Source organism: Natroniella sp. ANB-PHB2 (assembly GCF_046097105.1).
Lineage (GTDB): Bacteria > Bacillota > Halanaerobiia > Halobacteroidales > Halobacteroidaceae > Natroniella.
Genome location: NZ_CP175562.1, coordinates 1,684,411 through 1,706,678, shown reverse-complemented (window position 1 = coordinate 1,706,678; position 22,268 = coordinate 1,684,411). Strand labels below are relative to the sequence as shown.

At 34.0% G+C, this 22,268-nt stretch carries 19 protein-coding genes; 18 read left to right on the top strand and 1 reads right to left on the bottom strand.

All coding sequences use genetic code 11. The features are described from left to right. Positions 1-69 precede the first annotated feature (69 nt). Positions 70-2,430, top strand: a complete 2,361-nt coding sequence (locus tag ACKF5P_RS08600; RefSeq protein ID WP_408954804.1) for an endonuclease MutS2 — start codon at positions 70-72, stop codon at positions 2,428-2,430. Between the two features lie 32 nt (positions 2,431-2,462). Here ACKF5P_RS08600 and ACKF5P_RS08595 read toward each other — a convergent pair whose 3' ends face one another. Beyond that, a complete protein-coding gene (locus tag ACKF5P_RS08595) occupies positions 2,463-4,838 on the bottom strand; it encodes a transglycosylase domain-containing protein (protein ID WP_408954803.1) in 2,376 nt (791 codons plus the stop codon). 179 nt (positions 4,839-5,017) lie between these two features. On the opposite strand from ACKF5P_RS08595, the gene tyrS reads away from it, so the two are divergent. The 17 genes from tyrS (at position 5,018) to ACKF5P_RS08510 (ending at position 22,223) form a co-directional block, all read left to right on the top strand. Further along, positions 5,018-6,238: a tyrosine--tRNA ligase gene (tyrS, locus tag ACKF5P_RS08590; RefSeq protein ID WP_408954802.1), complete on the top strand. Its 1,221-nt coding sequence runs from the start codon at positions 5,018-5,020 to the stop codon at positions 6,236-6,238. A 52-nt stretch (positions 6,239-6,290) separates the two neighbouring features. Further along, on the top strand, positions 6,291-6,947 hold the full coding sequence (gene yunB, locus ACKF5P_RS08585) for a sporulation protein YunB (protein ID WP_408954801.1): 657 nt from the start codon (positions 6,291-6,293) through the stop codon (positions 6,945-6,947). Positions 6,948-7,294: 347 nt separating this feature from the next. Continuing rightward, the gene (locus ACKF5P_RS08580) at positions 7,295-7,768 is read left to right on the top strand and encodes a PRC-barrel domain-containing protein (protein WP_408954800.1); all 474 of its coding nucleotides are present in this window, start codon (positions 7,295-7,297) and stop codon (positions 7,766-7,768) included. Continuing rightward, the gene (locus ACKF5P_RS08575) at positions 7,765-8,826 is read left to right on the top strand and encodes an AI-2E family transporter (protein ID WP_408954799.1); all 1,062 of its coding nucleotides are present in this window, start codon (positions 7,765-7,767) and stop codon (positions 8,824-8,826) included. The genes ACKF5P_RS08580 and ACKF5P_RS08575 overlap by 4 nt, the downstream gene beginning before the upstream one ends. 125 nt (positions 8,827-8,951) lie before the next feature. Next, the gene (gene alaS / locus ACKF5P_RS08570) at positions 8,952-11,582 is read left to right on the top strand and encodes an alanine--tRNA ligase (protein WP_408954798.1); all 2,631 of its coding nucleotides are present in this window, start codon (positions 8,952-8,954) and stop codon (positions 11,580-11,582) included. A 160-nt stretch (positions 11,583-11,742) separates the two neighbouring features. Continuing rightward, complete coding sequence (locus ACKF5P_RS08565; RefSeq protein ID WP_408954797.1) at positions 11,743-11,991, top strand: IreB family regulatory phosphoprotein; 249 nt, start codon at positions 11,743-11,745, stop codon at positions 11,989-11,991. A gap of 12 nt (positions 11,992-12,003) precedes the next feature. After that, the gene (locus ACKF5P_RS08560; protein WP_408954796.1) at positions 12,004-14,163 is read left to right on the top strand and encodes a hypothetical protein; all 2,160 of its coding nucleotides are present in this window, start codon (positions 12,004-12,006) and stop codon (positions 14,161-14,163) included. Between the two features lie 20 nt (positions 14,164-14,183). Then, positions 14,184-15,476: a cell division FtsA domain-containing protein gene (locus tag ACKF5P_RS08555; protein ID WP_408954795.1), complete on the top strand. Its 1,293-nt coding sequence runs from the start codon at positions 14,184-14,186 to the stop codon at positions 15,474-15,476. A 16-nt stretch (positions 15,477-15,492) separates the two neighbouring features. Continuing rightward, positions 15,493-17,007 (top strand): baseplate J/gp47 family protein, encoded by a 1,515-nt coding sequence (locus ACKF5P_RS08550; protein ID WP_408954794.1) that lies wholly within the window; start codon positions 15,493-15,495, stop codon positions 17,005-17,007. Positions 17,008-17,021: 14 nt separating this feature from the next. After that, the gene (ruvX, locus tag ACKF5P_RS08545; protein WP_408954793.1) at positions 17,022-17,435 is read left to right on the top strand and encodes a Holliday junction resolvase RuvX; all 414 of its coding nucleotides are present in this window, start codon (positions 17,022-17,024) and stop codon (positions 17,433-17,435) included. Positions 17,436-17,611: 176 nt separating this feature from the next. Further along, on the top strand, positions 17,612-17,890 hold the full coding sequence (locus tag ACKF5P_RS08540; protein ID WP_408954792.1) for a DUF1292 domain-containing protein: 279 nt from the start codon (positions 17,612-17,614) through the stop codon (positions 17,888-17,890). Positions 17,891-17,987: 97 nt separating this feature from the next. Next, complete coding sequence (locus tag ACKF5P_RS08535) at positions 17,988-18,287, top strand: DUF4258 domain-containing protein (RefSeq protein ID WP_408954791.1); 300 nt, start codon at positions 17,988-17,990, stop codon at positions 18,285-18,287. Positions 18,288-18,431: 144 nt separating this feature from the next. Next, positions 18,432-19,442, top strand: coding sequence for an endolytic transglycosylase MltG (gene mltG / locus ACKF5P_RS08530; RefSeq protein ID WP_408954790.1), 1,011 nt, complete (start codon positions 18,432-18,434; stop codon positions 19,440-19,442). A gap of 54 nt (positions 19,443-19,496) precedes the next feature. Further along, on the top strand, positions 19,497-20,144 hold the full coding sequence (locus tag ACKF5P_RS08525) for an O-methyltransferase (protein ID WP_408954789.1): 648 nt from the start codon (positions 19,497-19,499) through the stop codon (positions 20,142-20,144). Next, positions 20,145-21,371 carry a peptidase U32 family protein gene (locus ACKF5P_RS08520; RefSeq protein ID WP_408954788.1) on the top strand — a complete coding sequence of 409 codons (1,227 nt, stop codon included), beginning with the start codon at positions 20,145-20,147 and terminating at the stop codon, positions 21,369-21,371. It begins immediately after the preceding gene. Next, a complete protein-coding gene (gene udk / locus ACKF5P_RS08515; RefSeq protein WP_408956645.1) occupies positions 21,371-21,997 on the top strand; it encodes a uridine kinase in 627 nt (208 codons plus the stop codon). Before ACKF5P_RS08520 ends, udk begins: the two co-directional genes overlap by 1 nt. A 28-nt stretch (positions 21,998-22,025) precedes the next feature. Then, positions 22,026-22,223, top strand: coding sequence for a DUF4911 domain-containing protein (locus tag ACKF5P_RS08510; protein WP_408954787.1), 198 nt, complete (start codon positions 22,026-22,028; stop codon positions 22,221-22,223). The last annotated feature ends 45 nt before the right edge of the window (positions 22,224-22,268 follow it).

The following is a 22,268-nucleotide window of genomic DNA, read 5'->3' as shown; positions in this document are numbered from 1 at the left end:
ATAAAAGCCTTTAATCTGATCAGATTAAAGGCTTTTACTTAGTTTTTAGATAAGGGGATGAGTTAATTAATGGATAAACATGCAATGAATGTTCTAGAATTTGAAAAAATCAAAGGGCAGCTAAAAGAATATATTACATCTAAATTGACTGAAACCTTTGTTGAAAATATAAAGCCTGCCACTGATCTAGATTATATTACAGCAAGGCAGGAAGAGGTAACTCAAGCTAAGAAGATTCTAATTAGAGAAGATGAACCTCCTTTAGCTGGAATTCGTGATATTCGTTCTTATTTAAAGAAAATCGATAAGGAGATAGTTTTAACTGGACAAGAACTATTAGCTATATTAAATACATTAATTACAGGACATAGATTGAATAATTATTTTTTAAGCTTAGATGATGAAGATAGTGAGTATTATAGAATAATAAAAATAGCCACTTCAATCGGTAGGTTTAAAAAGCTTGAAAGGAGTATTAAATCTGCTCTTGATAATCAGGGAAATGTTAAGGACTCAGCTAGTTCTAAATTAAGGGGGATTAGAACTGAGATGAGAAAGGTCAGTGATAGAATTAAAGATAAATTAAATTCAATGATTAATTCTAATCGCTACCAAAAATATATTCAAGAGCAAGTAGTTACAATTAGAGATGAGCGATATGTCATACCTATCAAACGGGAATACCAACAAAAATTCCCAGGTGTTGTACATGATCAATCAGCAAGTGGTCAGACATTATTTATTGAACCAATGCCTATTGTCAAACTTAATAATAAGTTGCGACAGTTGATATCTCAGGAGGAACAAGAGGTTTATCGAATTTTACAAGAGCTTAGTTTTAAAGTTAAAGCTAAGCTAGAGGAAATTAAAGATACAGTTCAGATAATAGCGATTTTAGATTTTATCTTTGCTAAAGCAAGGTATAGTTTAGAGTTAGATGCAGCTGAGCCATTGTTAAATCAAGAAGGGAATACTGATTTAATAAAAGCACGTCATCCATTATTGGTTGAAGATGTAGTTCCTATTGATATTCATTTAGGAAAAGAGTTTAATACTTTGGTTATTACCGGGCCAAATACTGGAGGAAAGACGGTTAGTTTAAAGACAGTAGGATTATTGACTTTAATGGCTCAATCGGGCTTACATATCCCTGCTTTGTCCGGTTCTAGGGTGGGGGTTTTTAATCAGATTTATGCTGATATTGGTGATGAACAGAGTATAGAGCAAAATTTAAGTACATTTTCTTCTCATATGAAGCAGATAACTAAGATTATTGATCAAGTAAAGGAGGATTCTTTAGTTTTATTAGATGAGTTAGGGGCTGGGACTGATCCGGTAGAAGGTGCAGCACTGGCAATGTCTTTATTGGATTATTTGCATCAAAAGAAGGCTAAAACAATTGCCACTACTCACTACAGTGAATTAAAGAGTTATGCTTATAATAATCAAGGTGTAGAAAATGCTTCGGTTGAATTTGATGTAGAGACATTACAACCTACTTATAATTTGCAGATGGGATTGCCTGGTCGTAGTAATGCTTTTCAAATTGCTAGCAGGTTAGGTTTGAAGGATGAAGTTATAGAAGAGGCTAGCAAGTTTTTAAATCAAGAAGAGGCTAAATTAGATCAAGTAATTAAAGAGATAGAGAGTGATAAGAAAGAGTACCATGATAAAAGGGAAGAAGCTGAAGAGAGGAAGCAACAAGTTGAGCAATTAAAGGATGAATATGAGACTAAGTTAAAGAGTTTAGAGGAGAGAAAAGAGAAGGAGCTAAAAGAAGCCTATCGGGAAGCTAATAAAGTTATTAAACGGGCCCAAAAACAAGCAAAAGAGATTATTGATGAATTGAAGGAAAAACAGCGCTTATCAGATCGAGAGATAGAAGCTACTAAGAGCAAATTAAGGAAAGGAAGAAAGGAAGTTAAGCAAAAAGCTAATAAATTGGCAGAAGAAGCTAGGCAGGCACGTCAAACCCCTAAGTTAAAGATAGGTGATCAAGTTAAAGTTAGAAGTTTAAATAAAGAGGGAGAAGTAATAGAGTTGTATCTAGATAAAAAAGAGGCAGTTGTACAAGCAGGAATAATGAAGTTAACTGTTGATTTAAGGGAGCTGGAAAAAGTTACAAGATCTAAACAAAAGAATGAGAAAAAGACTAATGCTAGCAATATTAAGGCAGTTAAATCAAGAAATATATCTCCTAAGTTGGATTTGCGTGGTTTAAGGGCTCTAGAGGCTAAAAATAAATTAGATAAGTATTTGGACGATGCAATGCTGACTAATTTGAATCAAGCAGAGATTATTCATGGGAAGGGAACAGGTACACTAAGAGAAGTAGTTCATGAAAGATTAAAAGAATATTCTGGAGTTAGAGAATATAGATTAGGACGACCTAAAGAAGGTGGAATAGGAGTAACAATAGTTAACTTTTAAAAAAGGAGGGCCAGCTGGCCCTCCTTTTTTCTTTATCTTAAAGTGTTAAAAAAGTCTAAAATTTGATCTCTCATATTACCATTATTATTTTCTTCAATTTCTTTATCATCTGGAAGGTGTTCAGAACATTTCTCTTCAGGTATTTTTTCATAAATATAATCTCCATCATCATCTGTTAATGGTATTTTTGTTTCAGGATCGACTTTTCTGATTGGAACCCCATCTTCATCTACTATAATTCTAGTTTTTATTTGATATTCTTTTGTTTCAACCTCATCTTCTGGACAGTATTCAGTTGCAATAGCTCCTGTTTCGAGGTTGATTTCAATCTTTTCTGTTTCTTTATGGAGCTCACAAGTTTCAGTTGGTTCTGTTCCTTCTATAAATAGCTCATCTGTAATTGTGTGGTCCGGACAATAAGGGCCGGGCAATTGACCACTTTTACTATTAATTTCTTTGGTAATAATATTATTAGGTTGTTCAAATTCTGCGACAGGCCTTTCTTGAACTATATTTCTCATATAATCGCCCCATAATTTAGCAGCCTGCCCACTCGCGATAATTTCTGTTTGTGGGTTTCCATTATTATCAGTAATAATATTACCTTCAGCATCTTTTTGTTTATATTCCATTCTTTTAGGTGAATCTTCTCCTATCCAGACACTGGTTACTAAATCAGGCGTATAACCGACAAACCAAGCATCAGAATAGTTAGAAGTAGTTCCAGTTTTACCGGCAGCTGGTCTTCCTAAATAAGCTCTCCAGCCAGTTCCCCAAATATCAGGGCCTCTGGCAATAGCAGATTTAAGCATATCTGTTATTAAATAAGCCTCAGATTGCTCAAGAACGATGTCTTTAACAGGCGGATTACTGTAGATTTCATTGCCGCGATTATCAAGAACCTTGCTAATTGCAATTGGTTCAGATTTAATTCCACCAGTAGCTAGTGTACCATAAGCAGTAGCCATTTCTAATGGAGTGACTCCTTTGGTTAAGCCCCCTAAAGCAAGGGATAGGTTTCTGTCTTCAGAAATAATATTTTTGATCCCCATATCCTCTGCTGTCTGAATAGTATTACTAATACCTACTTTATCGAGTAATCTAACAGTCATTACATTGATTGAACGTGCTAATCCAGTTCGTAAAGTAGTTGGCCCAGAGTATTGGTCATTATAATTTCTAGGGATCCAGCTATCTCTTCCTTCTAAGTTGCTTGTATACTTTTTAGGTGTATCATCAACAATGCTACCTGTACCTAATCCATCTCTAACTGCCTGAGTATAAACAAAAGGCTTGAAAGCAGAGCCTGGTTGACGATATGCTTGTGTTGCTCGGTTGAATTTATCTTCCCCGCGACCTCCAACCATGCTTTTGATATGACCTGTATGAGGGTCAAGAGTGATCAGGGATAATTGTGGCTGTCTTTCTCCATGACCATCTTCTTGTTCAACTGTTGGAATCTCTCCAGATTCTATTGCTTGATTAACAGTGTTTTCAGCTTTTTTTTGCATCTCCAAGTCTAAAGACGTATGAACTTTTAAGCCACCAGTATAGACCTTTCTCGCTCCAAATTGATCGAGTAATTCTTTTCTGATATGCTCAACAAAATAAGGTGCTATATTGTCATTATTATCTTCTTCTCCTTGTTCAAAATTCAGTTCTTCTTGTCTAGCTTCTTCTGCTTCTTGAGCAGTAATATAACCTTGTTCTAACATTCTATTTAAGACTATATTACGTCTTCTAATTGCTTCATTTGGATTTCTATAGGGAGAATAGTAATTAGGTGCCCGTGGTAAACCAGCAATTAAAGCAGATTCAGCTAAAGTTAACTCATCAAGATCTTTATTGAAATAAAAGTTGGCTGCATTTTTTACTCCATAGACACTATGACCTAAGAATATCTCATTCAAGTAAAATTCTAAGATTTCGTCTTTAGTATATTTACGCTCAAATTGTAGTGCGATATACATCTCTTGTAATTTACGAGAATAGAGTCTTTCTGGGGTTAATAATGCGTTTTTGGCCAATTGTTGGGTGATAGTACTAGCACCCTCAACTGTAGCTCTGTGGCGTAAATTTACAGTAATAGCTCTTAAGATACCTCTAGCATCGATTCCATAGTGATTATAAAAACGATCATCTTCAATAGCTATGATTGCATGTTGTAATTCTTCTGGTACTTCTGATAAAGGAGCATAAACTCTGTCTTGTTGGTACAACCTAGTTAAAACCTCTCCATCAGCAGTATAAACTGTTGTACTTTCAGCAGTCGTCCATTGACCATATTCAGATATATCAGGGCTTTGATTTATAACCCAGGTTACAGTACCGATCACTGCTCCCATGCTAATAGCTATAAATAGTATAATTGCAATAATAATTAACTGTTTTAATTTTCCTTTGACCATGCTACGTCCTCCTTTCTCAAATTATTATAACATAAAATCATCATTATATATAGTAGATTTCTGATTTGTTTAAACTAGCATTTTCTATAATTGATATTAATACTTAGTTATGATACAATATGATATGGTTAATACTACTTTTTAATACATTTAGAATATTATGGACAGGAGGAAATGAGATGGAGAGTAGCAAAGAATTAGAACTAATTAAACGTGGTACAGCTGAAATAATTGGAGAAGATACATTAAAGGATAAATTGAAAGAAGCTAAAAAGGAAGGACGAGCCTTAAGGGTCAAGTTGGGTTTAGATCCATCAGCACCTGATATTCATTTAGGTCACACTGTTGTTTTACAGAAGTTAAAACAGTTTCAGAAGCTAGGTCATGAAATTTATCTGTTGATTGGTGATTTCACAGGAAGAATTGGTGATCCAACTGGGAAGTCGGCAGCTAGAAAACAATTGACAGAAAAAGAGGTTAAGGAAAATGCTAAGACTTACGAAGAACAGATTTTTAAGATTTTAGATCCTGACAAGACAGAGGTTGTTTTTAATAGTCAGTGGTTTAAGGAGTTAGATTTTGCTGATGCAATTGAACTGTCTTCTAAATATACGGTGGCTAGAATGTTAGAGCGAGAAGATTTTTCTAATCGCTATCAAAATAATCAATCGATCAGCATCCATGAATTCTTTTATCCTTTGTTACAAGGGTATGATTCTGTAGCAATTGAAGCGGATGTAGAATTGGGTGGGACAGACCAGAAGTTCAACCTATTAGCGGGGCGTAATTTACAAAAAGAGCATGGACAAGAGCCACAAGCTATAATTATGATGCCGCTATTAGAAGGGTTAGATGGTGTTGATAAGATGAGTAAGAGTAAAGGCAACTATATTGGAATTGATGAAAAACCTCAGGATATGTATGGTAAGACAATGTCAATGCCTGATGAGTTGATTGGGCGTTATTTTGAGTTGTTGACCGATATTTCTTTAGAAGAGTTGGCAAAGATCAATGAAGAGTTAGCTAGTGGAGAGTTGCATCCAATGAAAGCTAAAAAAAGGTTGGCCCGGGAGATTGTCAGTAAGTATTATGATCAAACAGTAGCTATCGAAGCTGAAAAAGAGTTTGAGAAAGTATTTAAGCAAGGAGATTTACCTGAAGATATTCCAGAAGTAGATATTTCGCGACAAGATTTAGAAGAGGGCCAATTATGGATAGTCAAGTTAGTAGCTGCTACTGGTTTGGTCGATAGCAATAGCCAAGCACGAAGAATGATTAAGCAGGGTGCAGTAAAAATTGACGGAGAAAAATATGAGCAGATAAATATAGATCTTGAAATTAAAGATGGAATGATTATTAAGGTTGGAAAGCGTAGGTTTGCAAAAATAAATTTAATTTAAAATTACGCACAGAATTACTCCTTGATTAATACAATAATAAAGGGGTGGTTCTATGCAATTCTCTTTTAAAAAGTTGATTAAGCTGTTCTTCATTATAACGATTATCTTATCAATTATTACTGTCTTTTTAGTTGAGACTAAATTACAGCCGGGATTACATAATATTTATAAGTCTGATGTAACAGGAATGTTAACGACTATTATTAATCAAGCTGTTAATGAGGAGACTGATACATTAAATTATCATGATCTGATTATTATTAGAACAAATAATGAAGGTCATGTGACTATGATGCAGCCTAATTTACAAGCTATAAATGATCTGTCCTCCAATATTGCGGTAGAAATTCAAAAAATATTAGATAAAACTCATAGTAGGACGGTTAAGATTCCTATTTTTCAAATTTTTGGACTTGAAATTCTTTCGCGCTATAGCCCATTATTAACAGCAGAGGTTATTCCCTATGGTTATGTAAAGACTAATATACAAGATGAATTTCAATCAGCTGGAATTAATCAAACGAGACATAAGATTTATTTAGAAGTTGAAACTGAAGCAAGTGTAGTAGTTCCTTTATTAAATACACAAGTTGAGGTAAATACTGATATCCCATTGACCGAGGCAGTTATTGTAGGTCAAGTACCAGAAGTCTATGTGGGTTTAGAAGAAGGAATATTTAAAAAGGGAGTAACTGGAGAAGTGAATTAATAAGATAGGGAGTAATAAATTATTAAAGTGAAAAGGGATTTAATTATATATTAAGAATGAGCAGAAGCAAGCGGAAGCTTGCTTTTTTTATTATTAAAGAAACTATAATTTTTAAGTTTTAAGACTTTTTATAATTAGATTTAATTTTGGAAGTTATTTTATTTTTTATGTGTTAGATAAAAAGAAACTGGTTATAATATAGCTTAAGTTTAAGGCTAAGTCAACCATTAAAACCATAAGGTGTTAGGTCTTATTTGAACTTAGAATTAACCTTAAACATAACATTTTTATAATTGTCTAGTTATAAGTGATAATTCTATTCAAACGAGAGGATGGGAATCTGCAATATGAGACGAGGCCAAGAGCTAATTGGATTACCAATAGTTGAATTGGAAGAAGGAGAGCTTGTTGGTAAAGTGGTAGATATTCTTTTCTCTCCACAACAAAAGCAGTTATTAGGAGTGGCGGTTGAAAATAAAAAAGTGTGGAAGAAAGCACGATTGATTCCTCAACAAAAGTTATACATATTAGGGAAGGATATTATTATTATTGATAATAAAAGGAACTTGAATCAAGTAGAAAAGAGTGTTGAAAGCTTGAATTATGGAGCAAGTGTTATGGGTAAAGAAGTCATAACGGAGCAAGGAGAGGTTTTAGGAGTAGTTGAAGATGTTATTGTTGATCAAAAGCAGAATTTATTGGGGTATGAGTTGACCGATGGACTAATTCAAGATATTTTGACTGGAAGGAAGGTTATTTTGTTTGATAAAATTGAGTTGGCTTATGGTCAGGATATTATTATTGTGACTAATATTGAATGATTATTTTTTATCTGTTGGAGGGAGCTAAACTGAAAAGTAAGAGGGCAATCTTATTAGTTTTTCTGTTATTATTAATAATCTTTTTATATCAGGTAAGGGTTATTTTGTTACCTTTTATACTAGCAATACTATTGTCTTATTTGATTAATCCGATTATCAATAAATTAATTGCTAAGAACTTGCCAAGATTAGGTGCTTTAATCTTTATTTTTGGAGTTATAGGAACAGCTTTAGGGTTAAGTGGTGCTATATTAGTTCCGGCTTTAATTGAAGATTTAGAAGTTTTGGCTGATAAACTACCTATTTATATTCAAAGGTTGCAGGAGATAATTGATATAATCAATAGGTGGTATGAACAATTTAATTTGCCACCAACAATTAATTTGATTTTAAGTAGAGTTGTTAATAGATTGGAAGAGATCAGTCTGCAATTTATTGAACGAACCAGCCAGACGATTATTGGGCTTGTTTCTAGGATGTTGAGTTTATTATTGGCTCCTGTTCTTTCTTTTTATATTTTAAAAGATTTGAGCTTGATGCGACGGTTTGGGTGGTCATTAGTTCCGAGGGGTTATCGATCAGGTTTACAAAAATTGTTGGAAGGGATTAATCTTGCCTTATTTTGTTTTTTAAAAGGACAGTTAATTGTTAGTTTATTGGTAGGTATAATGGCAATTTTAGGGTTGTATGTATTAGAAGTTAAATTTGCATTGTTGCTGGGGGTTTTTGCTGGTATCACAAATGTTATTCCTTATTTTGGCCCTTTTATTGGAGCATTGCCAGCAGTAATAGTTGCTTCTTTTAATTCTTTTCAGTTAGTAGTATGGGTTGTTGTTTTGTTTTTTATAATTCAGCAAATAGAAGGTAATATTATTTCTCCTAAAATCATGGGAGATGAATTGGGTTTGCATCCGCTTTTGATTATATTTGCATTATTAGCCGGAGGAGAGCTGTTTGGAATTGTAGGAATGTTATTTGCTATTCCTACCGTAGCAATCATTAAAGAGGTGCTTAATTATCTATTTTATGAAATATTAATTACAGTTGACAATAGATAGCATTTTTAGTATTATGTAATCTAAGTTTAGTTAAAGTTAATAGTTCTTTTAATTGACTTTTAAAAGTAACTAAAAATAAATAATTTATTAGCTAATTTATAATTTTGTTATAGGAGGTTGTTGAAATGGTTAAGATGAATAGTACTCAAATAAGACAGAAATTTTTAGATTTTTTTGCGGATAAAGGACATCAAGTTTTACCAAGTGCTCCATTAGTTCCTCAAGATGATCCTACATTATTATGGATTAATGCTGGAATGGCACCCTTTAAAGATTATTTTAATGGAAGTGCTATACCACCTAATTCTAGAATGGCTACTTCACAGAAATGTATTCGGACCAATGATATTACTAATGTAGGAAAAACTGCACGGCACCATACTTTCTTTGAAATGTTAGGGAACTTTTCTTTTGGAGATTATTTTAAAAAAGAGGCTATTGAATGGGGTTATGAGTTTTTAACTGAGGAGCTAGGGCTAGAAAATGAGAAGTTGTGGATTTCTATTTATAAAGAGGATGATCGTGCTTTTGAGATTTGGCATGAAGATATTGGCGTTCCAAAGGATCGAATTGTTAGAATGGATAAGGATGAAAATTTCTGGGAAATTGGTATTGGCCCGTGTGGTCCATGCTCTGAAATTCATTACGATCGTGGAATAGATTTTGGATGTGATGAAGGCTGTCAATTAGGTTGTGATTGTGACAGATACTTAGAGGTTTGGAACTTAGTATTTACTCAATATAATAAGACAGCAGATGGAGAATACTTAGATTTGCCTAAGAAGAATATTGACACTGGAGTTGGATTAGAAAGATTGGCTTCCTTATTACAAGGGACTCCTACTAACTTTGAAACTGATCTATTTATGCCTTTGATAGAGTTTGTCACTCAAAATTGTGATGTAGATTATGGTCAATCTGAAGAGACTGATTTGGCAATTAAGGTGATTGTTGATCATATTAGAAGTATTACTTTTGCTATTGGAGACGGTGCTTTACCTTCAAATGAAGGTAGGGGTTATGTTGTCAGAAGAGTATTAAGAAGGGCGGTACGATATGCTAAGGTATTAGGTTTAGAAGCTCCTTTCTTACATAAAATTGTAGCAATTGTAGTTGACATTATGGGTGATCATTATTCTGAGTTAGTTAAAAGGGAAGAGCAGATTGTAAAGATTATTAAACAAGAAGAACTTCGCTTCGAAGAGACTTTAGAGCAGGGAATGAATATTTTAGATGAAATTATTGCTGAATTAAAAGAGGATGGTTCAGGTCAAATTCCTGGTGATAAGGTATTTATGTTATATGATACTTATGGCTTTCCGGTAGAGCTGACAGAGGAAATTGCTTTTGAACAAGGATTTGAAGTTGATCATGATGGTTTTGAAAAAGCTATGCAGCAGCAACGTAATAGAGCTAGAGAAGCTAGGGAAGACTATAATCAAGATCATCGTGAATTGGAATTATTTAAAGGTTTGAGAGATAAGATAGGGGTAAGCAGGTTTATTGGGTATGAGCATAAAGCAGCAACAACAGAAGTGTTAGCTGTCGTTAAAGATAACCAAGAAATTAACAAGATAACTGCCGGAGAAAAGGCTAAAATAATTTTAAAGAAGACACCTTTTTATGCAGAGAGTGGAGGTCAAGTTGGAGATCGAGGGCTTATTACAACGGATTCTGCTAGTCTGAAAGTAATAGATGTTCAAGAAGTTGCTGATATAATTGTTCATAAGGTTGAGTTAGAAAGAGGAAGTTTAGAGATAGGAGAAGAAGTTAAGGTTGAGATTGCTTCAAAATTAAGAGCAGCTACGGCTAGAAATCATACTGCAACTCATTTATTACAGCAGGCTTTAAAGGAAGTGCTAGGAGATCATGTTAAGCAGTCAGGGTCATTAGTTACACCAGAAAGGTTGCGATTTGATTTTACTCATTTTGAAGCTGTAACTAAGGAACAACTGCGTAAAGTAGAAGAAATAGTTAATCAAAAAATTAGAGAAAACCTGTCAATGAAAACAGAAGAAATGAAGTTAGAAGAAGCCAAGCAATTGGGAGCAACAGCTTTATTTGGAGAAAAATACAGTGAGCAAGTAAGGGTTGTTAAATTAGGAGATTATAGTGTAGAGTTATGTGGTGGAACACATGTAGATTATACTGGAAAAGTTGGTTTCTTCAAGGCTTTAGATGAGTCAGGAATTGCTGCTGGTGTGAGAAGAATTGAAGCTGTTAGTGGAGATAAAGCTTTGAACTATGTTCAACAGCAAGAAGATATGATTGCTGATTTAGCTGATAAATTAAGGGCTAATCCAACTGAGGTTGTAGATAAGGTTGTTAGTTTACAAAATAAAGTAAAGAGCTTGCAAAAGGAGATTACTAGCTTAAAAGATAAACTTGCTTCTTCGCAGAGTGAAGATTTAGTTTCTCAAGTTGAAGAGCTCAATGGAGTAAATGTAGTGGTAAATGAGGTAGATGGATTGGATAATGCAGGGTTAAGAAAGATGGGAGATAATTTAAAGCAAGAGCTTGATTCTGGAATAATTATACTGGGGTCTAAATTGCAGGAAAAGGTAGTTTTTGTAGCCATGATAACAGATGATTTAGTAGAACAAGGATATCATGCTGGAGAAATTATTGGACAAGTTGCTCAAGTTGCTGGTGGTGGTGGTGGTGGTCGGCCTACTATGGCCCAAGCTGGTGGTAGTCAACCTGGTAAATTAACTGCTGCTTTAGAAAGAGCAAGAAAGATTATTTTAGCTAGATAAGTTAAACTTAACTTTTTCACCTAACAGTTTGTATTTAAAAGAATTCAGTTAGATTAGATTGAGAGATTATTAATTCAATTTATATAAATAACAGGAAAAGCAAAGTGTATAAAGAATAAATATATTAGGAAGACTATTAATAGTTATTGAGGTGAATATAATGAGTGATATGGATAAAACTATGATGTTTAGAGTAGAAAAAGATGATGAGAATGAAGTAGCTAGGGTTTTAAGGAAAGTTTATCAAGCTTTAGATGAAAAAGGATATAATCCGATCGATCAGATTGTAGGGTATATTTTATCAGGAGATCCTGCTTATATTACTAGTCATCGGCAAGCTAGAAGTAAGATTAGAAAGTTTGAGCGGGATGAAATTATTGAGGAGTTAGTCAAGAGTTACTTAAAATAGCGGAGTGATTAAATGAAAAGAGCAGTAATCTTATTTGGAATAATAGGGATAATAATTTCTTTTTCACTGATCGGTAGTGCTAGCGAAAATGAAGGTCGTTTTGTCTTATTTGTAATGGATGGGGTTGATATTACTGAATTACAAGAGGTAGAAACACCGAGTTTAGATTATTTAAGTTCTATTGGAGCAGTAGGTTTAATGAATACCAGAACGGCTGGTGGACTGGAAGCTACAAATACTTATTTAACACTTGGTGCTGGAGAAAGAGCTCGAGTAGGTAGAGCTGGTTTTTTAAATTTCAACTTGATTGAAGGTTATCAAGGGAGTAATGCTAAAGACTTATATCATAGAAGAATAAGCCAATTAGATACTGATTTTGAAATTGTAAATATTGAGTTTGCTCGAATAGTGGCTGAGAATAGATCTGGAGAGTATCAGCCAAAAGTTGGGAAATTAGGAACTTTATTATCAGAAGCAGGGGCCAAGGTTAGCGTACTGGGAAATGCAGATGTATTACAGCAGCCACGGCGACATATAGGATTACTAGGGATAACTGAATATGGAGTTATTAATCAAGGGGATGTTGGTCCGATGATGAGCCTTAAATCGGATCAACATCCTTCTGGTTTTGTAACTGACCAAGGTTATTTGCTACAAGAGTTTGATTATTATTATCAAAATAGTGATCTAATTATTGTAGAATCCGGTGATACTTCTAGAATTGAAGCTATTGATTATCTATTAACAGCAGAGAAATATGCTCAAGAAAAGGAAGCAGCAATTAAGAGGGTTGATAATTTATTAGGAGAGGTTATTAATAAAATTGATTTAGAGAAGGATCATTTATTTGTTGTAACGCCTACTCCTTCTAAGCAAGGGATTAGAAAAGGAGATAGGCTAACAATAACTTTGGCTGTTGGCCCTGAAATAGAATCAGGATTATTGACTTCAGGAACGACAAGGAGAGCTGGTTTAATTACTAATCGTGACTTGGCTAGTACCATTTATAATTATCTGACTGCACAAAATGCCAAGTTGAGTGGGAGGGTAATTAATAGCATTAGTTCTGATTATTCAATAGATTATCTACAAAGATTGAATCAAATGATTAAGAGTACCTTTAGTTGGCGACCTACTCTAATTAAAGGGTTTATTTTGTTACAGATTATTACGTTGGCTTTGGCAGGTAGCTTAATTTTAGTTAAGAGTAATAAATATAATCTAAAACAGATTATTAAGTATTTGATTGTGATTATCTTATGGCTCCCTAACTTCTTTTTATTATCTAGATTTGTTGTGTTACAAGAGATGATAGCTGTTGTTGTAGGTTGGATTATATTCAGTTTGTATTTGAGCTATTTATTAATTAATAAGACCTCTAATCATTTAAAGGTGATATTAATACCGGCATTAGTAATGACAACCCTATTAGTAGTTGATTTATGGTCAGGTGGTAGGTTGATTAGGTTATCAATATTAGGTTATTCACCTGTAATTGGAGCTAGATTTTATGGGATTGGAAATGAATTTATGGGTATTTTAATTGGGTCCAGTGTGATTGGATTGACTACTGTAAAAGAGATTAAGTTACAAGTTTCCAACTTAATTTTATTGATTCTGTTTGGTTTATTGATCTTGACAGTTGGACATCCTCAGCTAGGGGCCAACTTTGGTGGGTTGGTTACAGCAGTGATTGTTTATAGTAGTACTTATTTTAAATTAGAAGGTTATGATTTAGATCTGAAGTTGGGCTTAAAGATAATTGTAATTGCAATAGTGATTATAGGATTGATCATAGTTGCTGATTTAAGTGGGCAATTTGCTACTAGAACCCATTTGGCCCAGGCAGTTTCAGGAGGGCCTAGAAATTTATTGTTAATTATGTATCGCAAACTAAGTATGAACTTTAAATTATTGGGTTGGACTATTTGGAGCAAAGTCTTACTTTCTTTTATCCTAATTTTGATCTTATTATTTAAAAAACCACAAGGGATGTTAAAGGAGATATTAGAACGATATCCTAATTTATCTGCTGGTTTTAGTGGATTGTTAATTGGAAGTATCATTACAATGTTAATTAATGATTCAGGAGTAGTAGCTGCTGCTACGTTATTATTATATCCTGTATTTTCTTTATTGTATTTGGTGTTGAGACGAATAAAATCAAGTTAAAAAAAGGAGATCACCTCCTTATGGATAATAATGTAATAAAAAGGAAGGTGATCTCAATTATTTCTAAATTAAACAATTGTTTAAGAAGTGATGAAGAAGGAGAAGAATTTAAGTATCGCTTGGCTTTAGACATAGGTACCGAATATGTGAAAGCAGTTGTAGTTAAATTTAATTATAACAGTTCTGAAATTATTGGTTATGGACAGATCAAGCAGGATTATTCGAATATGGAAGGTGGAGCTATTTCTAATATAGAAGAAGTAGTTAAAGTCTGTTATCAGGCTATTGAAGAAGCAGAAAAGATGGCAGAGGTAAATCCACAACAGATTGCAATTGGAATTGCAGGGGAGTTTGTTAAGGGGATAATTACTGATGTCAAGCGAAAGCGTCCACTACCTAAACGAAAACTAAAGAAAAAAGAGGTAGATAATCTAGTTAGCAAGGGCCAAAAGGAAGCATTAGAGTTGGCCCAAGAAGAGTTATTAGCAGATGTAGGGTTAAATAACATCAAAGTAGAGTTGGTCAATTCTTCTGTTGTTGAAATGAAAGTAGATGGCTATAAGGTAACAAATCCTGAAGAATTTCAAGGCAAGAATTTAGAAGTTAGTATCTTCAATACTTTTGCACCTTTAGTGCATGTAGGTGCTTTGAGAACGGTTGCTAAGCGTTTAGATTATGAGCTAGTAGGAATCATTGCTGAGCCGTTTGCAATAGCTAAAAGTATTATGAGTAATGAAGCTTATGAATTTGGGGCAATTGTGATTGATATTGGGGGAGGAACAACAGATGTCGCTTTAATTAGAAATGGTGGTATTGAAGGGACTAAAATGTTTGGCTTTGCAGGACGAGATTTCACTAAAATATTAGCAAGAAACTTAAATTTATCTCTAGTAGAAGCTGAAGAATTAAAGTTAATGTATTCTTTAGAGAAGTTAGATGCAGATATAATGGAGCAAATAGAACGAGTTTTAAAGAGTAACTTTGATTTATTATATGAAGGAATTGAAGTTGCATTAAAGGGATTGGCTTCTTCAGAAGCTTTACCTCAAAAGATATATTTATGTGGTGGCGGTAGTGCTTTAAGAGGGCTGATTGATGGAATCGAAGCAAGAAAATTATATGAGGATTTACCCTTCTTTAAAAAGCCGAAGGTTAAGTTATTAAAACCAGATGACATTGAAGGAATTACGGATCGAGTTGGCTTAACAGAAATAGAGAATGTTACCCCCAAAAGTTTGGCTTTGCAGACAACTTTATTTCAGGGATTGAAAAAAGAAAACTTGTGGGAAAAGGTAGTTTCTAACTTTGCCTAGCTGAGAGGGGATGAATATGGTAGAAGATTATATTAAAATATACATAGATCCGGATGAACCGTTGAATTCATTGTTAGATAAAATTCAAACTGTTGAAAGTGATACATTGGTGATCATTATTCATAAAAAATCACCAATTTTTGTAGGACAAGTTAATTTAGAGTTGATTAAAAATTATGCTCAACGGGCAGGGAAGAGGTTAGTTTTTATAAGTGATCTTGCTAAGACTAAGAAGTTATTGTCTAAATCAGGATTTAAGGTCTATTCTAATTTAGAAGAAATTAAGAGTGATGAAGAGAGTATAGAAGAAGTTGAATCTCAAGCAAGGAGTTCTCTATTAGGTGAAGATGATAATCTCTCTGAAGGTCAACAGGGTAAAAGTAGTTTGTTTAAAAAAATCATTGGCTTTGTAGGTGGAATTTTATTATTAGGTCTAGTTTGGTTTTACTTTTCTTTTTCAGTAGCTACTGTAGAGGTTACTCCAGTCTTTGAAACTAAGAGTTTCTCTAATCAGATTAGAGCAGTTAAAGGGTTAGAAGAGATTTTGTTAACTGAAAGGAAAATACCTCTTTTAACTGAGGAGGTTGAAATAGATAAAAAATTGGAAGTTGAAACAACTGGTCAGCAACGAATTGGAGTTAAACGAGCTACAGGAGTTCTAGCTTTGATTAATGATACTCGTCAAGAGGTAGTTATTCCTGCTGGGACTGAAGTGAGCACTCAAAATGGGATTAGATTTAAAACTATAAATAGAGTAACTGTTCCTGCAGCGGAAGTAGATAATTTTATGGGAGTAGTAGTAGGAATGAGAGCTGGTAGAGCAGAAGTTAACATAGAAGCTGTTAATAAAGGAGTAAAAGGGAATGTAAGTAAGGGAAGAATTGTTGAATTTGTTGAAGGGGAGTATTCTGTAACAGCAGTTAATCCTGAGGATACACGAGGAGGAAAAGATGAAGAGGTTAGTGTTGTTACTAGAGATGATATTGAAAGAGGACTAGAACAACTAGAAAGAGAACTAATGTTTGAAATTGAAGATAGATTTAAAGATAAGTTTTCAGATGACTTTTTATTCTTCTCAGAGCAGATTAAGACTGAGAGTGAGAATATTGTAGCTGAAGCTGAAGTAGGAGATTTAAGGGATGAATTACGATTTATTAGTAATATAAAGGTAGCTGGTTTGGCAGTAAGAAAAGAAGAATTAAAGGAGTTAGTCTTAGAATTATATCGAACCAATCTTGCTAATAATTTCAAATTAGTTGATTCACAGATGAGAATTGAAGAGATAAATGTAGAAGAAATTAATTCTGAAGAAATCATCTTGAATGTTGAAAGTAGAGGGCAAGTTAAGGGTAAGATAAGTGAAGATAAATTATTTAGTAACTTAGTAGCAGAAGAAATTGTTGAAATAAAAAATATTTTTGATAAAATGGAAGAAATAGCTGATTATAGTATTGAAGCAAATGGTCAATCTGATTTGCCAAGATTTCGTTTTGGAATTGATCTAATAATTAATGAGCCAGAGAGTTATTGAAGGGAGTAGCTAATATGAGGATAATGGGAGTGGACTTAGGGGACAAAAAGACAGGAGTAGCAGTTAGTGATGCTTTAGGCTGGACAGCTCAAGGAAAGAGTGTAATTGAAGCTGAATTAACAGAAGAGAAGTTGGATTATATTTGCTCTTTAATTGAGCAGTATAATATAGAGGAGGTAGTAGTAGGCCTGCCTAAGAATATGGATGGTTCATTAGGGCCAAGAGCAGAGAAGGTATTGGAGTTTGTAGAGCAGTTAGAAGATAGGATTGATCTTTCAGTAAAAACTTGGGATGAGAGGTTATCAACTGTTGCAGCCGAAAGGACTCTACTTGAAGCAGACTTGAGTAGGAAAAAGAGAAAAAATGTAATTGATAAGATGGCTGCGGTCGTTATTTTACAGAATTATCTAGATAGTAAAAATCCGTAGTAGGATTTTTACTATCTACGGAGAGTCCGCAAGACTCGAAGGAAAAAGTGGGAAGTAAATTTACAATGTAGGATTAAGTCTAAGGCTAAGTAATAAACCCTTATGCTTTTGGGTTGATTTAATCTCAAACTTAACCTTAAACTTAAACTATCAATAATAAAGAGGTGATCTTAAAAATGGAAAAGGAAGGTATAATTAAAGTAGTAAATGAAGAAGAAGGGGTTGTTTTATTAGAAGATCATGATGGAGAGCAAAGAGAATATGAAATAGTAACTGTATTAGATGTGAAAGATGAAACTTATTTGATCTTACTCCATGATGAAGATAATGATACTGGCGAAGGATATGCTTTGAAAGTTATTGAAGATGAAAAAGGCAATAAAGCTTATCAACCAGTGGTAGATGAAGATGAGTTAGTTAAATTACAACAAGAACTAACTGAAAATTATCAGTAATATTTCTTTGTTTTACCCCCTTTTTTTGAGTTTAGGTATAAAACTTGTGAAAATAGTCAATACTGATAATAGAAATTCAAATGAAGGGGGGCTTTATATGTTACTAACAGAGACTTTTTTAGATGATAGTTATTTTAGAATAGAGAGTACCACTCATGCTTTAGAAAGAATGGAAGAAAGAGAGATAGAAAAAGAGTTAGTTACAGCAATTATTTTGAGTTTGGATCAGAAATTATTAAAGTATAATGATACTGGAGAAGAGATTGCCGTTGTTGACCAAGAGAATAATTTGGCTGTAATTATTGAAGTAAGAGATTTTAAAGCAGTGGTTATCACTGTTATAGACCGTTCTAATATACATATTAAAGACGGTACTCGGCTTGAAGAAATAGCATGATTATTAAGTGATTTGATTAGGCATTCTGAACTCGATTGGGTTCAGGGTGCCTAATTTATATAGAGATTAAAATATTTTCTTATTTGCGAAATTATAAAATATTGTTTATAATAAGGGAGAAATAATAGCGAAAGGATGTGACAGATGGCAGTTATTAAAGTTTTAAAAAGAATAGGTCTCATTCTATTATTAGTATTCGTTTTAATTAATTTTGCTCTCTTTAATTATGGAAGGCAGTTATTAGAGCCAGTAGATTACAATTTAGCTCAAGAGGATAAGTTAGTTGAAATTGAGCCTAATACTTCAACTAACAGAATTGGAAAGATATTATATGAAAAAGGTTTGATTCGAAGTCCTTTCGGTTTTAGGATTTATTTGAGAGTTAAAGATTTATCAAGGAGAGTACAAGCTGGTCATTATAAATTAAATTCAGGAATGTCGACTCCAGATATTATTGATAAGCTGGTCAGAGGGAAGACTGCTGATCATATTATTACTGTCTTTGAAGGAGCTAGAGTTGAACAGACTGCAGATTTGTTGGCTAGGAAGGGGTTTGATCGTGATGAGTTTTTGGAATTGGCCCGTAATAAAAAGCTGGATTTTTTACCAAAGCGGGATGATATAAAGTATAATTTAGAAGGTTTTTTATTTCCTAATACTTATCGTATTCCTTATGGAAGTTCTGAGCGTGATGTGGTTAGAATTATGCTCAATGAGTTTAACAGACAAGTTAGTGTCTTAGAGGAGCAGATACAGGATAGTGATTATGATTTGCATGAGATAGTGACGATTGCATCTTTGATCGAAGGGGAAAGGAAGGTAGCAAGTGAAGAGCCTTTGATTGCTAGTGTGATTTATAATCGATTAGAGATAGGTATGAGACTACAATTAGATGCGACAGTTCAATATAGTCTGCCTGAGCATAAGTCGAGGTTATTATATAGGGATTTAGAAGTGGAATCACCATATAATACTTATAAAATTTCTGGACTACCGCCAGGGCCAATCAATAATCCTAGTCTATCAGCTATGAAGGCTGCATTAAACCCTGCTGAGACAGATTATTTATATTATGTAGCAACGACTGGAGGTTATCACGAATTTACAAGGACTTATCAAGAGCATTTAGATGTACAAAGAGGATTAAATAATTAAGCTGTTAATGGGAATAATAATAAAAGTTTGATAATTTAATAAGGGTGGTTATCAATGAGTAATATATTACAGGAATGGATTATTGATTATTTACGGGAGGAACAACCAGCAATACCAGAAAAGTTAAAAGAGATTGAACAAAAGGCTAAAGCTAGAAATATTCCAATCATTGAGCCAGAAGTTGGAAATCTATTAAGTTTGTTAGTTAAGATTAATGCGCCACGAAGGATTTTAGAGTTGGGGACTGCTACTGGATATTCTACTTTATGGCTGGCTAAAGAGTTTAGGGGAGAAGAGATTGTAACGATTGAGTTAAAAGAAACTGATGCTCAGCAAGCAGAGCAAAATTTTAAACGGCTTGGTTGTGACAATATTGAACTGATGATTGGAGATGCATTAGAGATTATGCCTCAATTAAGCGGGAAGTTTGATTTGATATTTATTGATGCAGCTAAAGGGCAGTATCTTAATTTTTTAGAGGAAAGCCTTGATTTAGTTACAGATGGAGGTTTGATTATAGCAGATGATGTTTTATTTAAAGGGATGATTGCTGATGATCGCTTTTATCATCCACGATATAGTACATTAGTTAAAAGATTAAGGGAATATGTAGAGCGAATCATGAATCATAAACAATTAACTTCATCGATAATCCCACTAGGAGATGGAGTAGCAATTAGCGCCAAGAGGGAGGAAATATAAGTGGAAATACCAGAGTTATTGGCCCCAGCAGGCAATTTAGAAAAGTTAAAGATGGCAGTCTTGTATGGAGCAGATGCTGTTTATGTAGGGGGAGAAGATTATGGGTTGCGTAAGAAGGCAGGGAATTTTTCTATCGAGCAATTGCAAGAAGGGATTGAGTTTGCTCATCAGTCAGGGGTAAAGGTTTATGTTACGGTAAATATTATCCCTCATAATGATGATCTAATCGGTTTGCCTGAATATATTAAAGAGTTACAAGGCTTAGGGATAGATGCAGTTATTGTAGCAGATCCGGGAGTTTTTTCAATTGTTAAGGAGGTAGCTCCTAGTTTAGAAGTACATATTAGTACGCAAGCTAACAATACTAATTGGGCAAGCGTTAAGTTTTGGAAAGGGCAGGGGGCGGATAGGGTTATTTTGGCCCGGGAACTCTCTTTAGAAGAGATTAAAAAGATTAATCAGAGAGCTAATATTTCTTTAGAGATATTCATGCATGGAGCGATGTGTATCTCTTATTCGGGGCGGTGTCTGTTGAGTAATTATATGATCGATCGTGATGCTAACCGAGGAGAATGTGCTCATTCTTGTCGTTGGAAGTATACTTTAATGGAGGAAGAACGCCCTGGTCAATATTATCCTATTTATGAGGATGAGCAGGGAACATATATTTTTAATTCTAAGGATTTATGTATGATTGAGCATCTAGCTGAACTGATTGCTACTGGAGTAGATAGTTTAAAGATTGAGGGGAGGATGAAGAGTTTACATTATGTAGCTACAGTTACCAATGTATATCGGCGAGCATTAGATGAGTATAAAACTGATCCAGAAAATTATCAATTCAATTCTAAGTGGTTGGCAGAATTAAAGAAGATCAGCCATCGTCATTATACTACTGGTTTTTATTTTGATAAGCCTAGTGGAAAGGAGCAAAATTATACATCTTCTGGTTACTCTAGGGATTATGATTTTATGGGGATTGTTCGCGATTATCTTCCTCAGACACAAGAAGCGGTAATTGAGGTCAGAAATAAATTCTTTCAAGGAGATGAAGTGGAGATCTTTGGCCCTAAGACAGATACTTTTGTTGAAGTGTTAGATCAGATTAAGAATGAAGATGGTAAAGAGATTGAAGCGGCCCCTCATCCACATCAATTGATTACAGTTAAGGTAAGTCAAGCTGTTAAGAAATATGATTTGGTCAGGCGAGAGCGGGAAGGAGAATAATTGTGCAACCAGTCTTAATTGGAATTACTGGAGGAACAGGTTCAGGCAAGACAACAGTAGCAGAAACAATAATTGAACAGTTGGATTATGAGAACGTAGCAATGATCGAACAGGATGCTTATTATAAGGATCAGAGCCATCTCAGTTTAGAGGAGAGGGTGAAGACAAATTATGATCATCCTTTTGCTTTTGATACTGAATTGTTGGTTGAGCATTTACAGAAGTTGTTGGCCCGTAAGTCTATTGAAAAGCCGGTTTATAGCTTTAAAAAGCATACTCGATTAGATGAGATTATAACTATTGATCCTTGTAAAGTAATTATTTTAGAAGGGATTTTAGTTTTGGAAAATAAGAAGCTTAGAGATATGCTGGATATAAAAGTTTATGTAGATACTGATAATGATGTTAGGTTTATAAGGAGACTGGTTAGGGATATTAAAGAAAGAGGAAGAGATATGGAGTCAGTAATCAATCAATATTTGGAGGTTGTTCGTCCAATGCATCAGCAATTTATAGAGCCAACAAAGAAGTATGCTGATATTATCATTCCTGAAGGTGGATATAATAAAGTAGCAGTTGATATTTTGGTGACCAAGATAAAATCGATTATTGAGGGGATAGATTAAAGTGGATACCCAAACTATGGAGGTAAAAGTGGTTAAAAAGGAATTGTCTTTTGTGGATAAGATATTGAAGGCTTATGAAGGTTTAGCAATGGTTACTGTGGTAGGAACAGAAGGAGAGATTGGAAGGTTGAGACTGGAGTTTACTGAAGGAACAAAAGATGATCTTTTAAAAATATTGAATGATTTACAGAATAAAGTTTTTATGGAGATAGTTGAAGAGAAATAAATAATCAGGACAGGCACAATAGGTTCAATTACCTCATATATATAT

What these genes read in the sequence shown, in the direction of transcription:
- ACKF5P_RS08580 (WP_408954800.1), top strand. Translation starts at nt 7,295, where the DNA reads ATGAGACGAGGCCAAGAGCTAATTGGATTACCAATAGTTGAATTGGAA.
- ACKF5P_RS08535 (WP_408954791.1), top strand. Translation starts at nt 17,988, where the DNA reads ATGTTACTAACAGAGACTTTTTTAGATGATAGTTATTTTAGAATAGAG.
- ACKF5P_RS08565 (WP_408954797.1), top strand. Translation starts at nt 11,743, where the DNA reads ATGAGTGATATGGATAAAACTATGATGTTTAGAGTAGAAAAAGATGAT.
- tyrS (WP_408954802.1), top strand. Translation starts at nt 5,018, where the DNA reads ATGGAGAGTAGCAAAGAATTAGAACTAATTAAACGTGGTACAGCTGAA.
- ACKF5P_RS08555 (WP_408954795.1), top strand. Translation starts at nt 14,184, where the DNA reads ATGGATAATAATGTAATAAAAAGGAAGGTGATCTCAATTATTTCTAAA.
- yunB (WP_408954801.1), top strand. Translation starts at nt 6,291, where the DNA reads ATGCAATTCTCTTTTAAAAAGTTGATTAAGCTGTTCTTCATTATAACG.
- ACKF5P_RS08550 (WP_408954794.1), top strand. Translation starts at nt 15,493, where the DNA reads ATGGTAGAAGATTATATTAAAATATACATAGATCCGGATGAACCGTTG.
- ACKF5P_RS08575 (WP_408954799.1), top strand. Translation starts at nt 7,765, where the DNA reads ATGATTATTTTTTATCTGTTGGAGGGAGCTAAACTGAAAAGTAAGAGG.
- alaS (WP_408954798.1), top strand. Translation starts at nt 8,952, where the DNA reads ATGGTTAAGATGAATAGTACTCAAATAAGACAGAAATTTTTAGATTTT.
- ACKF5P_RS08560 (WP_408954796.1), top strand. Translation starts at nt 12,004, where the DNA reads ATGAAAAGAGCAGTAATCTTATTTGGAATAATAGGGATAATAATTTCT.
- ACKF5P_RS08595 (WP_408954803.1), bottom strand. Translation starts at nt 4,838, where the DNA reads ATGGTCAAAGGAAAATTAAAACAGTTAATTATTATTGCAATTATACTA.
- ACKF5P_RS08600 (WP_408954804.1), top strand. Translation starts at nt 70, where the DNA reads ATGGATAAACATGCAATGAATGTTCTAGAATTTGAAAAAATCAAAGGG.
- ACKF5P_RS08540 (WP_408954792.1), top strand. Translation starts at nt 17,612, where the DNA reads ATGGAAAAGGAAGGTATAATTAAAGTAGTAAATGAAGAAGAAGGGGTT.
- mltG (WP_408954790.1), top strand. Translation starts at nt 18,432, where the DNA reads ATGGCAGTTATTAAAGTTTTAAAAAGAATAGGTCTCATTCTATTATTA.
- ruvX (WP_408954793.1), top strand. Translation starts at nt 17,022, where the DNA reads ATGAGGATAATGGGAGTGGACTTAGGGGACAAAAAGACAGGAGTAGCA.
- ACKF5P_RS08525 (WP_408954789.1), top strand. Translation starts at nt 19,497, where the DNA reads ATGAGTAATATATTACAGGAATGGATTATTGATTATTTACGGGAGGAA.